Origin of the sequence: Bradyrhizobium sp. 160 (genome assembly GCF_023073735.1) — a bacterium.
GTDB lineage: Bacteria > Pseudomonadota > Alphaproteobacteria > Rhizobiales > Xanthobacteraceae > Bradyrhizobium.
This window is the reverse complement of sequence record NZ_JADPKD010000005.1, coordinates 138,601-153,174: the sequence shown is the minus strand read 5'-3', so window position 1 is coordinate 153,174 and position 14,574 is coordinate 138,601. Positions and strand designations below refer to the sequence as shown.

Genomic DNA, 14,574 nt, shown 5'->3' with positions numbered 1-14,574 from the left:
GGAAGTCACCGCGTCTCCAGCATGGCGACGCGGATGCCGAGATAGATGAAGAGGCCGCCGAGCGCGCGGTTGACCCAGGCGATCGCGCCCTCGGAGCTCCGCAAGCGATGGGCCGCCCTTGCCGCAAAGGCGGCCAGCACCAGGCACCACAGCGTCCCCGTGCAGATGAAGACCAACCCGAGGGTCAGGAAGGCGAGCGGCTTGTGCGGTGAATCGGCTGCGACGAATTGCGGCAGGAAGGCGAGGAAGAACAGCGCGACCTTGGGATTGAGCGCGTTGGTTAAGACGCCCTGGAGGAAGACGCGCCGCAGCGAACTCCGTTCGCCCTCGTCCCTGACCGCCGCCAGCGCCGGGCGCGACCACAGCATCTGAAGTCCTGTGACGACCAGATAGGCCGCGCCGACCAGCTTCAGGATCGAGAACGCAGTCGATGAGGCCATCAGCAGGGCCGAAAGGCCGATCGCGGCGCCCGCGACATGGAAAAAGCAGCCGCAACTGATGCCCAGCGCGGCGGCGGCGCCGCCCCGCCAGCCCATCTGCATGCTGCGGCCGATGACATAGACGGTATCAGGGCCCGGCGTGATGTTGAGCAGCACGCCCGACAGGATGAAGAGCCAGATCTCGTGAATGCCCAGCATGTGATGCCCCCCGTCGGCCTTGAAGCGGCTTAGTCGGTTCGCCCCTCCCCGTCCACTGCCGCAATTGCGTGGAATTAACTCGAATTTGCAATGCGGATCATACTTTCGCGCGGCCCCATCTGCTTTATAAAGGCAGGGTTCTTGAAATGCGGGATTCGGGGCGACTGCCACGCCGTGGCCGATCGCAGGTCCCTTGGAGCTCCTGGGATATGGAAAGACGTCTGGCCGCCATTGTCTGCGCCGATGTCGCCGGCTATTCGCGCATGATGGGCAGCGACGAGGCCGGCACCCATGCTGCCTTCAAGGCCCATCGCAGCGCGATCCACCCCATCATCCTCAATCACGGCGGCCGTGTCGTGAAGAACACCGGCGACGGCTTCCTGCTCGAGTTTCCCTCGATCGTCGGCGCCACCGAGGCGGCGATCGCGATGCAGACGCTGATGGCGGAGCGAAACCATCATCTGCCCGCCGACCGCGCCATGCAGTTCCGGCTCGGCATCCACATGGGCGACGTCATCGCCGATGAGGACGAAGTGTTCGGTGACGACGTCAACATTGCCGTCCGCCTGGAATCGGTGGCGAGCCCGGGCGGCTTCGCCATCTCGGCGAAGGCCTATCGCGAGGCGAGCAAGCATCTCACCGTGCCGCTCACCGACGCCGGCAACCATCGCTTCAAGAACATCAAGGATGCGGTCGGAGTTTGGACCTGGACGCCCGAGGGCGCGCCGCCGCTCGCGCCCGAGCTGAGGGAGGCGTCCGCCCTTTCGCAGCAGTACCGCACCGCGATCGTCGGCGTACTGCCCTTCGCCAATCTCAGCGATGCCCAGGACGAATATTTCTCCGACGGACTCACTGAGGATTTGATCCACGCGCTGTCGCTGCAATCCTTCTACCGCGTGCTGAGCCGCAACTCGACTTTCGCCTTCAAGGGCAAGAACACGAGCACCCGGCTGATCGCGCGCGAGATCGATGCCACCTATCTGATCCAGGGCTCGGTGCGGCGCGCCGGTGCCAAGATCCGCGTCACCGCCGAGCTGATCGCTCCGGAGAGCGGCGAGCAGCTCTGGACCGGCCGCTACGACCGCGACATTGGCGACCTGTTCGCGATGCAGGACGAGATCACCACCAACCTGTCCGCCGCCATCGCCACCGAGATCGTCCGCGCCGAAGCCTCGGCGCCGGCGCGGCTCTCGACCGACGTGAGCGCCTGGGACCGCTTCCTCAAGGGATTGTCGCACTACTATCGGCAGACCAAGGAGGATTTGGCCATCGCCGTCGAGCTGTTCCGCGAGGCCATCAGCCTCGACCCCAAACTGTCGATCGCGCATGCCTATCTCGGCACGATCCAGATCCAGAGCATCCAGTTCGGCTGGGTCAAGGGCACGCGCGAGATGTGGGCCGAGGCGATGGACCTCGCCGAGACCAGCGTCCGGCTCGACCCGCGCTCCTCCTTCGCGTTCTCGCTCCTGTCCTGGGCCCACGCCATGGAGGGGCATTACGACGCCGCGATGGACGCCGCCAAGCGCGCGGTCGCACTCAACCCCTACGACAACGGCGCGCGGGGCGTGCTTGGCATCTGCCATTTCGTTATCGGCGAACACCGTGAGGCGATCGAGCTGTTCTCGATGGCGGCGCAGCGCGACAACAGCGACCCGCGCTACCAATGGGCGGCGCTGAACGCCTTCAGTCACTATCTGTTGCGCCAATATGACGCGACCCTGTCATGGGCGCGCGAGCAGCTCTACATCAACCCGAACCACATGCAGGCGCTGGCGATCCGCGCCGCGGCATTGGCCCAAATGGGACGGAGCGGCGAGGCGAGCGAGGCCGTCGGCGTGCTGATGACAAACTATCCAACCCTGAATGTCGACAGGCACTTGCGCAACTTCCACTGGAAGCGGCCTGAGGACATCGCCCATTACCGCGAGGGTCTGCTGAAGGCTGGCGTGCCGCTCGGCAAGCTGACCCTGGTGCAGAGCGACGTCAAGCGCGCCGCCGAGTCCTGACAGGGCCACGGGTCCATTGTAGTCCATTGGCAGCCTCACGTCTGCTCTTGTTTCCAAGACAGTGAAATCCGCCACACTTCGTCACACGCTGAAGTCGTATATCGTGCTGTCGGTTTGTTAGAACTTTCGCGCTCTAACGGCGCGCCTGCTTTTTCACGATTCGGATTTGGGCCATGCATCACGCCGCTTCGAAGCCGCCCTTTGACCCTTCGATCCAGGTTTCGCCAAATAATCCCTGTCCGTTCCTTCGCGGCCTCGTCGGCGAAGGCTTCATCGACGGCAAGACCGTCCCGCTCAACACGCTATCGCAGACCATTGCGAATGCGAGCGGCGAGACGGGGGTGAAGAAGATCTCGGCCCGCATCCAGGTTCGCGGCGTTGCGCTCATTGCCAACGGTATCAGTCACGTCCTGAAGACCATCTGGTCGGGCGCGCAGCTCGACGCGTTGCGCGGCGGTCCGCTCGACAAGCGAGGGGCCGGCTCGCGCATCCTCGGCGTTGACGGCAAGGTCAACGAGGACGAGATCACGCGGCTCGCGAGCTTCGGCCGGACCTACACCGATCCCAACACCGGCATCGGCGAGGTTGGCCTCAACGCCGTCGAAATCAAGACCTTCATGCGCGACAACCTCCAGCGCGCCGGCAACGCCGCACGCTGGTACGACCCGCTGCTGATGAGGTTCGAATGGCCCATCCTCCTGAAGATCATGGGCAAGGGTAAGAAGGGCGAGGAGCATTATCTCAGCGTGGCCGACGTGCGCACACTGTTCGAGCAGCGCAAATTCCCGGACCGTATCAGCCAGCGGATCGTGTCGCAGCCGCTGCTGTCGGCCTGCCAGCTCGGCTTTCGCTGGGCCGTCGCGCTCGCAGCGGTCGTGATCGGTCTCGGTCTCCTCGCCCTCATCGCGGTCGCCGAATTCCCCAACCAGATCCGTGCCATGCTGCCGCAGAAGGGCATTCTCGTGAATCTTCTGCCGCCACCCTTGCCGGCGATCCACGAAACCAAGGCCGCTTACTGGCTTGAGCAGAACTGGTCGTTGAAGGACCGGCATTGGTTCCATCATGCCAGCCAGGGCACTGCCACCTTCCCGGTGCCCTATGAGTGGTTCGTGGCGCTGGAGCAACCGCGCCTTCATCTGTTCTCGAAGCCGGGCATGATGAAGGACAGCGCCTATCTCGAGCGCTTCGGCTTCATCCCGAGCCCGCAGTCGATCCTGACCGACACGGCGACGCTGCGCCGGTTCGGCTACGCCAATGTCTACGAAACGACGCAGGTGTCGGACTGGTCGACGAGATGGACGCCGGCGGAGAACGTCGACGGCCTGCCGGTTGGCTTCGCGCGGATGACCGGTGTCGTCGATCCCGCGACGGGCCGCCGCGAAGAGGATAAGATCGGGCTGACCTGCGCGGCCTGTCATACCGGCCAGATCCATTATCAGGGCGTCGACGTCCGCTTCGACGGCGGTCCGGCGATGACCGACCTGAAGAAGCTCGAGCTCGCGACGGGCCTGTCGATCGCCTACACGCTGCACGTTCCGTTCCGCTTTCAGCGCTTCGCCGATCGCGTGCTCGGCGCTGAGGCCAGCAAGACGGACCGCGCCGCGCTCAAGCAGAAGCTCAGCACGATCGGCACCTTCCTGATCGATTGGGCAAAAACCCAGCAACAAACGATCGAAGGCAAGACGACCTGGGACGGCAAGCAGCAGAAGGATACCGAGGAAGGGTTCGGCCGGCTCGATGCCCTCAACCGCATCGGCAATCAGGTCTTTTCGCAAGATCTCGCTCTGAGCGGCGTCAAGGGATTCGAGAAGAACCTGCACGCCCAGGACGCGCCGGTCAGCTATCCCGCGATCTGGACCGTGCCGTGGTTCAAGTTCGCCCAGTACGACGCCTCGATCGAGCAGCCGCTGATCCGCAACGCCGGCGAAGCCCTCGGCGTGACGGCCCTGCTTAACCTGTCCGATGCCTATCCAGAGGACAGGCTGTGGCGCTCCTCGGTGAACATCACGACACTCGGCTGGATCGAGGACATGCTGAGAGGCCCCGATCCGTTCAAGGCCGTCGATCCTTCCTCCGGTCCGAAGTTCGGCGGCCTGCTCGCGCCGAAATGGCCCTCGCAGATCCTCGGCGATGCCTGGAGGCTGAAGCCTGATCGCGTCGAACGTGGCCGTGCGATCTACACCGAAATGTGCTCCGGATGCCATCTGCCCGCCATCGACAGCCCGGCCTTCTGGTCATCGAAGCATTGGGAGCCGAGCGGCGACAGCAAGGTCCTGAACGCGGTGACGATCCCCCTCGACGAGATCAAGACGGATCCCGAACAGTCCCTTGTCCTCAGCAAGAGGACCGTCGATGTGCCCGGCTTCCTGAAGGTGAACACGGCCGATCTCCAGAAATGGTGGCAATGCGACATCCCGACCGCAAGCACCTCGCCCAACGAGATGGTCTATGCGCTCGGCCTCATGACGGTGGTCGATCTCGTCGCCCGCAAATGGATGGACGACGAGAAGATGCCGGAGCACGAGCGGGCGAAATTGTGGAATCTCGCGCGCAAGAACTGTCTCAATCCGGCGCCTGATCCGCGCTATCGCGCGCGGCCACTGAACGGCATCTGGGCCACCGCACCTTACCTGCACAACGGTTCGGTACCTTCACTGTATTGGTTGCTGAAGCCGGCGGGCGAGCGCCCGCAAAAATTCTGCATGGGCCGCCGCGACTATGATCCGGAGACCGTCGGTTTTGCAGTCACCGCCAACGAGCGTTGCAAGACCGGCGAAACGGAATTTTCTGCGACGGGATCGGACGGCAAGCCGATCCAGGGCAACAGCGTGCTCGGCCATTCCTTCGAGCGCAAGGAAGGCGATCCGAAACGCCCCGGCGTCATCGGCCGCGCGTTCAAGGACGATGCAGAGCGCTACGATTTGATCGAGTATTTGAAGACGCTGTGAGCACCGCCATTTGCTTCGTCGCAAGAGCTCCCCGCATGGCGGAGAATGAGGATTCTCTGCAGGTCCACACCTCGCACCACTCTTGCGGAAGCAGGGCTCTCACTTGAACAGCGGCGTGCCCGGCACGAAGGCGTCGAAGGCGGCCCAGAACTGGGAGCGGTAACGGTCCTGCTCCTGGAGTATCTCGTGCTTGGAGCCCGCGATGACGAGATGCGAGCCGGCGCGCAAATGATAGGCGAACTCCTCGATCGCAGCGGTGGAGACCACGGTGTCGCTGGAGGCCGCCAGCATCAGGATTGGCTGGCGGATCTCTGACGGATATTTCACGCGCTTGAAGGTTTGCATCGCGCTGAAGGCAGCGTCGGCCCAGGCCACCGTCGGGGACGCCAGTCCCAGCGTCGGATCCTCCTCCAGGATCGCGACATTGCGCGCATAGCGCACGGGATCGCTGGTCAAGGGATTGTTGATGAAGGGATCGAGCCCGGTGATGCGGCTGCTGCCGCCGGGGACATAACGGCTGCCCTGCCCGAACAGGCGCATCGTCTTTATGAGCGCGCGGGCCGGAAACGACGTGGTGCGGCCAGGCAGGTCGATCATCGGCGCCGACAGCACCATGCGGTCGAACCAGCGCTTGCCGGCATGCGCGACCCGCAGCAGCACCGTGCCGCCCATGGAATGGGCGAGCGCGAAGAACGGCGGCGGGCAATCCGGCAACACCACCTGCTGCACGAAGGTCTCGACGTCGACCTCGAAATCGGTGAAGTCGCGCACATAGCCCTTGCGCGGATCGCGCAGGCGGCGCGAGGAATGGCCCTGTCCGCGCCAGTCGATCATCGCCACCGCAAAGCCGCGGTCGCGCAAATCCCGGACCGTCTCGAAATATTTCTCGATCTGCTCGCTGCGCCCGGTGAAGATGCAGACCGTGCCCTTGCGGCCCGCCGGCGGCGCCCAGCGTGCAAAGCGCAACTCGGCACCATCGGGGGTCTTGATGGTGCCGCTGACGACGTTTTCGGGGACGGGATTGGACGGGATCGAGACCAGCGTCATAGGCGGGAAGTACTGCAAATCAAGGGGCTAAAGCGCCGAAAAGGCGCAAATGCCGCCCTCTTGAACGCCGTCTCGTTCCACCCATATCATTTTCGTGCAGGCCGCTACCAGTGTTTCGGAACCGGAACATCAGGCTGCACACAGACGAAAGCCCGGCCCGATTGGCGGGCGGGTTACCCAACAGTCGCTCTTTGGAGGACTTGACCATGCGTAGCTATGATCTCACCCCGTTCTATCGTTCCACCGTCGGCTTCGACCGCCTCTTCAGCCTGCTCGACCAGGCAACATCGGACGGCAGCCCCGGTTATCCCCCCTACAACATCGAGCGCACCGGCGAGAACGCCTACCGCATCACCGTTGCGGTCTCGGGCTTCGCCAAGGATGAGCTCTCCATCCTCGCGAAGGAAAACACGCTGACGATCAAGGGCGAGAAAGTCGCCAACGAGAACTCGCAATCCGAAGTGCTCTACCGCGGCATCGCCGCGCGTGCCTTCGAGCGCGCCTTCCAGCTTGCCGATTTCGTGCAGGTGAAGGACGCCTCGCTCGAGAATGGCCTGCTTCACGTCGACCTCGTACGCGAGATTCCCGAGGCCAAGAAGCCGCGCCAGATCGCGATCAACACCAGCGCCCCGAAGGCGCAGGTGATCGAGAGCTCCGCGCAAGCCGCCGCGTAAAGGCACGTCACTTCCAAGTTACGAAAACGCCCCGGTGCCCCGGGGCGTTTTTTCGTTCGTGGTCACGCCTCCCGCCGTCGTTCTGGCGAAGGCGACGACCCACACCCCAGCGAGACGATTGGCGAAGACTCGCCGTCCGGCACGAACACCTCACCTCGGCCGATGACCTATGGGTTCTGGCCTTCGCCACGACACCGTTTTCTGTGCCGCTATTGCACCGCATCACAGAGCAGTGAAGTCGCGTAACGCGGCCACCCTTCCCTCCGTCCTATGATCATCGAAACCAAAACGAGACGGAAAACGATCATGACACTCTGGCGCAGCCTTTTCGTCGCCGCGAGCCTTTTGGCGGCCCCCATCAGCCTTGCCGACGCGCAGACACCGCAAACGGTGAAAGCCAACAACGTCGTGCTGGTGCACGGCGCCTGGGCCGACGGCTCGAGCTGGTCGGAGGTGATCCCGATCCTCCAGGCCGCAGGCCTGCACGTGACCGCCGTGCAGAATCCGCTGTCGTCGCTGGCGGACTCGGTCGAGGCGACCAAGCGCGTACTGGCTGAACAGGACGGACCGACTGTGCTGGTCGCGCATTCCTGGGGCGGCACCGTGATCAGCCAGGTCGGCACTGACCCGAAGGTCACCGGCCTCGTCTATGTCGCTGCACGTGCTCCCGACGCGAACGAAGATTTCGTCGCGCTGTCCAAGCAGTTTCCGGCGGGACCTGCCCGCGCAGGCATTGTCGAGCGCGACGGCTACACAAAACTCTCGGAAGACGCCTTCCTGAAATATTTCGCCAATGGCGTGAAGCCGGAGCAGGCCAAGGAGCTCTACGCGGTGCAATGGCCAACCGCCGCCTCAATCTTCGCCGGCCGCACCACGGAAGCTGCATGGCATAGCAAGCCGACCTGGTACGCGGTGTCGAAGAACGACTACACCATCAATCCCGATCTCGAACGTTTCCTCGCCAAGCGCATGAACGCCACCACGATCGAGCTCGATGCCGGCCACCTCTCGCTGGTGTCGCATCCGAGGGAAGTGGCGAAGCTGATCCTGAACGCGGCGGGGTATGGGCATAGCTGAGGAACGATGGCCTGATGCAAAGGCGCCCGAGATTGTCGGGCGCCTTTATTTTTTCCCACATCTCTCCGCAGCGTCCTGGTCAAGCCAGGACAACACCGAGGACACGGGCCGTCGCTCAAGCAGCAGCTCGCTAATCCAGACCCTGTGCGGCCGGCATCTCCTGGGTCGGCATGATCGCCGGCGCCGGCTTGGCCTGAGCGGCGGTTGGCGGGGCCGCCTGCGGAGCAGCCTCGGCAGGCTTTGCGGCCACGGCAGTGGTCTGCTGCGCGCGCTGTGCCTGTGCCGGCGGCGGCGCCTGAGCCTCCTGCCGCGCGGGTTCGGCCGGCTTCGCCGCGGCCACCGGGCTCGCCCCGAGCCGCGGGGCGGCCTTGGGCAGCGGCACGGTGCGGCTGGCGACATGCGGAATCGAAGCCGGCGGGCGCGGCGGGCCGCTGCGGATCACGATCGGCGGCGGCAGCGCGCTTTGCGGCCCGTAAGGCGCGACCGCGCGCTCGTCATAGGCGGGCGCCATGCCGTAGGCGTCACTGGCGGGCATGAAGCGGATGATCCGTCCGTCGCGGGCGTCGATCACCAGCCGGCCATCGTCGCCGCGAGGGTCGATCACTGCGATGGTGTAGACGCTGCCGCGCAGGCGCGGGATGCCGAGCGGCGAGAAGCCGTTTTCGCGCAGCACCGCATAGACCTCGCTCGACGGCAGCAGCACCGGGGCCGGACCGCGCCCCTCGGAGCCGTAGCCATAGCCGTAACGCGGCGGCGATGGCGGCGCGGCCTCCGGCGGCGCATAGGGTCCGTCGAAATCCGACACTGCGATAACGGCCCCTCTCGCGATACCGTTCGGGGGAACCTGCGCATGGCCCGCACTTGCGGCCAGAGCCAGGGCGGCAGCCACACATCCTGTGAAAAACTTCATGGTCGAGACGCTCCTGTCAGGCCCCCCGACGGCGGCCCTCTTTCGCTTCGCGCGGCGTGGCGCGCCTTCCGAAGGGTTGATCCGAAGCTTCATTTGGGATTTCGGCGGCCGCGGGGCCGGATCGGGGCACGTCTGCTTCAAAACCGGGGCTGCGGCCCTATGAAAGAGGGAAATGACACCTCGGGAATCGGGACTTGTGCGCGCTTGTGTGCTAGACAAAAATTTGGCAAGGTGATGGTTAGGACAGGAAAGCTGTCTCAATTTTGCTTGCGGTCCCGGCATGGGGATTGCAGCGAAAGCGGTGCTCTCGAGCGCCGGAAGGTAGCAGGCAAAGCCGTTCTCGGGGACGAAGAACGCCTAGGCCTGAATTTAAGAAAATGCGGCTCGCTAGCGGACGAGCGGTGACCCAGAGGCGGGTGCCGCGGAACGCCCAAGGTGCGCCGAAGATGGCGGTGAGGCAGCTTGCCGCATGGAGAGGACAGGACAATGAACGGGTCGCAATTCGGGCGCGCAAACATCGTGGCAGAACAGCTGTCGGCGACGGTCGCCTCGAAAACGACCGATCCGATTCAGGAACACAATTCGCGCCCCAAAGCCGAAGGCCTGTACGATCCGAGCCTGGAGAAGGACTCCTGCGGCGTCGGCTTCATTGCCAACATCAAGGGCAAGAAGTCGCACGAGATCGTCGCGGACGCGCTGAGCATCCTCTGCAACCTGGAGCATCGCGGCGCCGTCGGCGCCGATCCGCGCGCCGGTGACGGTGCCGGCATCCTCGTGCAGATCCCGCACGCCTTCTTCAGCCGCAAGGCGAAGGAGCTCGGCTTCGCGCTGCCGAACCCGGGCGAATATGCCATCGGCGCGCTGTTCATGCCGCGCGACACCGCCTGGCGCAACGTCATCAAGAGCATCATCGCCGACCAGATCAAGGAAGAGGGCCTGACGCTGCTCGGCTGGCGCGACGTGCCGACCGACAATTCCTCGCTCGGCATCACCGTGAAACCAACCGAGCCGGCCTGCATGCAGGTGTTCATCGGCCGCAACGGCACCGCCAAGACCGAGGACGAATTCGAGCGCCGGCTCTACATCCTGCGCAAGTCGATCTCGCAAGCGATCTACCAGCGCCGCGACCGCGGACTTGCGGGCTATTACCCCTGCTCGATGTCCTGCCGCACTGTGATCTACAAGGGCATGTTCCTCGCCGACCAGCTCGGCAAGTACTATCCCGATTTGCACGAGAAGGACTTCGAGAGCGCGCTGGCACTCGTTCACCAGCGCTTCTCGACCAACACCTTCCCGGCCTGGTCGCTGGCGCATCCCTACCGCATGATCGCGCATAACGGCGAGATCAACACGCTGCGCGGCAACGTCAACTGGATGGCGGCGCGCCAGGCCTCGGTGAGCTCCGAGCTCTACGGCAAGGACATCAACCGGCTCTGGCCGATCTCCTATGAGGGACAGTCGGACACCGCCTGCTTCGACAACGCGCTCGAATTCCTGGTGCAGGGCGGCTACTCACTGCCGCACGCCGTCATGATGATGATTCCGGAGGCGTGGGCCGGCAATCCCTTGATGGATGAGAAGCGCCGCGCCTTCTACGAATATCACGCCGCGCTGATGGAGCCGTGGGATGGCCCCGCCGCGATCGCCTTCACCGACGGCCGCCAGATCGGCGCCACGCTCGACCGCAACGGATTGCGGCCGGCGCGCTATCTGGTGACCAAGGATGACCGCATCGTGATGGCGTCCGAGATGGGCGTGCTGACGATCCCCGAGGACCAGATCATCACCAAGTGGCGCTTGCAGCCGGGCAAGATGCTGCTGGTCGACCTCGAACAAGGCCGCTTGATTCCCGACGACGAGATCAAGGCCGAGCTTGCCAAGAGCCATCCCTACAAGGAGTGGCTGGAGCGGACCCAGATCGTGCTGGAGGAGTTGCCGAAGGTGCCGACCACCGGCGTGCGCTCCAACCTGTCGCTGCTCGATCGCCAGCAGGCGTTCGGCTACAGCCAGGAAGACATCACCATCCTGATGACGCCGATGGCGGCCACCGGCGAGGAAGCCGCGGGATCGATGGGCAACGATACGCCGATCTCGGCGCTGTCGGACAAGGCCAAGCCGCTGTTCACCTACTTCAAGCAGAACTTTGCGCAGGTCACCAACCCGCCGATCGACCCGATCCGCGAAGAGCTGGTGATGAGCCTCGTCTCGATCATCGGGCCGCGGCCGAACCTGTTCGATCTGCAAGGCATGGCCACGACCAAGCGCCTCGAAGTGCGCCAGCCGATCCTGACCGACGCGGACCTGGAAAAGATCCGCTCGATCTCCGACGTCGCCGAGTCGCACTTCAAGTCGCGCACGCTCGACACCACCTTCCACGCTGGCCTCGGGGCGGCCGGCATGGACCAGGTGCTCGACGAGCTCTGCGCGCGCGCTGAGAGCGCCGTGCGCGAGGGCGTCAACATCATCATCCTGTCCGACCGCATGGTCGGCACCGACCGGGTGCCGATCCCGTCGCTGCTGGCCTGCGCCGCCGTGCATCACCACCTGATCCGCACCGGCTTGCGCACCTCGGTCGGCCTCGTCGTCGAATCCGGCGAGCCGCGCGAAGTGCATCACTTCGCCTGCCTTGCCGGCTACGGCGCCGAAGCGATCAATCCTTACCTCGCGTTCGAGACCATCATCGCGATGAAGGACCGCCTGCCCGGCTCGCTCGACGACTACGAGATCGTCAAGCGCTACATCAAGTCGATCGGCAAGGGCCTGCTCAAGGTGATGTCCAAGATGGGCATCTCGACCTACCAGTCCTATTGCGGCGCGCAGATTTTCGACGCAGTCGGCCTTAAGGCGGACTTCGTCGCAAAGTTCTTCGCCGGCACGCACACCCGCATCGAGGGCGTCGGTCTTTCCGAGATCGCCGAAGAAGCGGTGCGCCGCCATGCCGACGCGTTCGGCGAGGCGCAGGTCTACAAGACCGCGCTCGACGTCGGTGGCGAATACGCCTATCGCAGCCGCGGCGAGGACCACGCATGGACCGCCGAGTCAGTGTCGCTGCTCCAGCACGCCGCCCGCGGCAATTCGCAGGAGCGCTATCGCACCTTCGCAAAAATCCTCAACGAGCAGTCGGAGCGCCTTTTGACGCTGCGCGGCCTGTTCCGGATCAAGAACGCGGAGGAGGAGAAGCGCAAGCCGGTGCCGCTCGACCAGGTCGAGCCGGCCAAGGAGATCGTCAAGCGTTTCGCAACCGGTGCGATGAGCTTCGGCTCGATCTCGCGCGAGGCCCATACCACGCTCGCGATCGCGATGAACCGGATCGGCGGCAAGTCGAACACCGGTGAAGGCGGCGAGGAAGCCGACCGCTTCAAGCCGATGCCGAACGGCGATTCCATGCGCTCGGCGATCAAGCAGGTCGCCTCGGGCCGTTTCGGCGTCACCACGGAGTATCTCGTCAACTCCGACATGATGCAGATCAAGATGGCACAGGGCGCCAAGCCCGGCGAAGGCGGCCAGCTGCCCGGTCACAAGGTCGACGCGACCATCGCCAGGGTACGGCACTCGACGCCGGGCGTCGGCCTGATCTCGCCGCCGCCGCACCACGACATCTACTCGATCGAGGATCTGGCGCAGCTCATCTACGACCTCAAGAACGTCAACCCGGCGGGCGACGTCTCGGTCAAGCTCGTCTCCGAGATCGGCGTCGGCACGGTCGCCGCGGGCGTCGCCAAGGCGCGCGCCGACCATGTCACCATCGCGGGCTTCGAGGGCGGCACCGGCGCTTCGCCGCTGACCTCGATCAAGCACGCCGGCTCGCCCTGGGAGATCGGCCTCGCCGAGACCCATCAGACGCTGGTGCGCGAGCGGCTGCGCAGCCGCATCGTGGTCCAGGTCGACGGCGGCTTCCGCACCGGCCGTGACGTCGTGATCGGCGCGCTGCTGGGCGCCGACGAGTTCGGCTTCGCCACCGCGCCCTTGATCGCGGCCGGCTGCATCATGATGCGCAAGTGCCATCTCAACACCTGCCCGGTCGGAGTCGCGACGCAGGATCCGGTGCTGCGCAAGCGCTTCACCGGCCAGCCCGAGCACGTGATCAACTACTTCTTCTTCGTCGCGGAAGAAGTCCGCGAGATCATGGCTTCGCTCGGCTTCCGCACCTTCAACGAGATGGTCGGCCAGGTGCAGCTGCTCGACCAGACCAAGCTGGTCGCACACTGGAAGGCCAAGGGCCTCGACTTCTCAAAGCTGTTCGTCAAGCAGAAGGAAGAGAACGGCCAGAAGATCTATCATTCCGAGCGCCAGAACCATCATCTGGAGGCCGTGCTCGACCGCACGCTGATCGAGAAGGCGACGCCTGCGCTCGACCGCGGCGCGCCGGTGAAGATCGAGGCCGCGATCAACAGCACCAACCGTTCCGCCGGCGCCATGCTGTCGGGTGCGGTCGCCAAGATCTACGGCCATGCCGGCCTGCCGCACGACACCATCCATGTCAGCCTCAAGGGCACTGCCGGACAGGCCTTCGGCGCCTGGCTGGCCCACGGCGTCACCTTCGAGCTCGAGGGTGAGGCCAACGACTATGTCGGCAAGGGCCTCTCGGGCGGCAAGATCATCGTCAAGCCGCCGAGGAACTCTGCGATCGTGCCGGAAGAGAGCATCATCGTCGGCAATACCGTGATGTACGGCGCGATCGAGGGCGAATGCTACTTCCGCGGCATCGCCGGCGAGCGCTTTGCCGTGCGCAACTCGGGCGCGGTCGCGGTGGTCGAGGGCGCGGGCGATCATTGCTGCGAATACATGACCGGCGGCATCGTGGTCGTGCTCGGCAAGACCGGGCGCAACTTCGCGGCGGGCATGTCCGGCGGCATCGCCTACGTGCTGGACGAGGCCGGCGATTTCGACCGGCTGTGCAACCTGTCGATGGTCGAGCTCGAGCCGGTGCTGTCGGAAGAGCTGATCAATGCCGGCACCTATCACCATGCCGGTGACCTCGAGGCGCATGGCCGGGTCGACGTGTTCAAGAACTTGCTCGCCTCCGACGTCGAGCGGCTGCACGTGCTGATCTCTCGCCATGCCAAAGCGACCGGCTCCAAGCGCGCCGCCGACATCCTTGCCAATTGGAAGGAATGGCTGCCTAAATTCCGCAAGGTGATGCCGGTCGAGTACCGGCGCGCGCTGCGCGAAATGGCCGCCAATGCGGACGCCGAGCCGAAGATCGCAATCGGGGCGTAGAGAATAACCTCATGGTGAAGAGGCGCGGAGCGCCGTCTCGAACCATGAGGCCAC

At 64.7% G+C, this 14,574-nt stretch carries 8 protein-coding genes; 5 read left to right on the top strand and 3 right to left on the bottom strand.

Annotation, left to right across the window (positions count from 1 at the left end):
- Window positions 1–5: 5 nt before the first annotated feature.
- Window positions 6–638, bottom strand: a complete 633-nt coding sequence (locus IVA98_RS01720) for a LysE family translocator (protein WP_247299228.1) — start codon at window positions 636–638, stop codon at window positions 6–8.
- A gap of 209 nt (window positions 639–847) precedes the next feature.
- Here IVA98_RS01720 and IVA98_RS01715 point away from each other — a divergent pair, with 209 nt between their 5' ends.
- Complete coding sequence (locus IVA98_RS01715) at window positions 848–2,644, top strand: adenylate/guanylate cyclase domain-containing protein (protein WP_247299226.1); 1,797 nt, start codon at window positions 848–850, stop codon at window positions 2,642–2,644.
- Window positions 2,645–2,817: 173 nt separating this feature from the next.
- Window positions 2,818–5,592, top strand: a complete 2,775-nt coding sequence (locus IVA98_RS01710) for a di-heme-cytochrome C peroxidase (RefSeq protein WP_247336530.1) — start codon at window positions 2,818–2,820, stop codon at window positions 5,590–5,592.
- Between the two features lie 99 nt (window positions 5,593–5,691).
- On the opposite strand, the gene IVA98_RS01705 is transcribed toward IVA98_RS01710, so the two are convergent.
- Window positions 5,692–6,639, bottom strand: coding sequence for an alpha/beta fold hydrolase (locus tag IVA98_RS01705; protein WP_247299222.1), 948 nt, complete (start codon window positions 6,637–6,639; stop codon window positions 5,692–5,694).
- Window positions 6,640–6,845: 206 nt separating this feature from the next.
- On the opposite strand from IVA98_RS01705, the gene IVA98_RS01700 reads away from it, so the two are divergent.
- Window positions 6,846–7,313, top strand: a complete 468-nt coding sequence (locus IVA98_RS01700) for an Hsp20 family protein (RefSeq protein WP_247299220.1) — start codon at window positions 6,846–6,848, stop codon at window positions 7,311–7,313.
- Window positions 7,314–7,619: 306 nt separating this feature from the next.
- Window positions 7,620–8,390 carry an alpha/beta fold hydrolase gene (locus tag IVA98_RS01695; protein ID WP_247299218.1) on the top strand — a complete coding sequence of 257 codons (771 nt, stop codon included), beginning with the start codon at window positions 7,620–7,622 and terminating at the stop codon, window positions 8,388–8,390.
- A gap of 130 nt (window positions 8,391–8,520) precedes the next feature.
- Here IVA98_RS01695 and IVA98_RS01690 read toward each other — a convergent pair whose 3' ends face one another.
- A complete protein-coding gene (locus tag IVA98_RS01690) occupies window positions 8,521–9,300 on the bottom strand; it encodes a hypothetical protein (protein WP_247299216.1) in 780 nt (259 codons plus the stop codon).
- A 486-nt stretch (window positions 9,301–9,786) separates the two neighbouring features.
- Between IVA98_RS01690 and gltB the strand changes: the two genes are divergently transcribed.
- Window positions 9,787–14,520, top strand: a complete 4,734-nt coding sequence (gltB, locus tag IVA98_RS01685) for a glutamate synthase large subunit (RefSeq protein ID WP_247299212.1) — start codon at window positions 9,787–9,789, stop codon at window positions 14,518–14,520.
- Window positions 14,521–14,574: the final 54 nt, after the last annotated feature.

Excerpts from the sequence above, each read along its gene's own strand:
- IVA98_RS01720 (WP_247299228.1), bottom strand. The coding sequence starts at position 638 with ATGCTGGGCATTCACGAGATCTGGCTCTTCATCCTGTCGGGCGTGCTG.
- IVA98_RS01715 (WP_247299226.1), top strand. The coding sequence starts at position 848 with ATGGAAAGACGTCTGGCCGCCATTGTCTGCGCCGATGTCGCCGGCTAT.
- IVA98_RS01710 (WP_247336530.1), top strand. The coding sequence starts at position 2,818 with ATGCATCACGCCGCTTCGAAGCCGCCCTTTGACCCTTCGATCCAGGTT.
- IVA98_RS01705 (WP_247299222.1), bottom strand. The coding sequence starts at position 6,639 with ATGACGCTGGTCTCGATCCCGTCCAATCCCGTCCCCGAAAACGTCGTC.
- IVA98_RS01700 (WP_247299220.1), top strand. The coding sequence starts at position 6,846 with ATGCGTAGCTATGATCTCACCCCGTTCTATCGTTCCACCGTCGGCTTC.
- IVA98_RS01695 (WP_247299218.1), top strand. The coding sequence starts at position 7,620 with ATGACACTCTGGCGCAGCCTTTTCGTCGCCGCGAGCCTTTTGGCGGCC.
- IVA98_RS01690 (WP_247299216.1), bottom strand. The coding sequence starts at position 9,300 with ATGAAGTTTTTCACAGGATGTGTGGCTGCCGCCCTGGCTCTGGCCGCA.
- gltB (WP_247299212.1), top strand. The coding sequence starts at position 9,787 with ATGAACGGGTCGCAATTCGGGCGCGCAAACATCGTGGCAGAACAGCTG.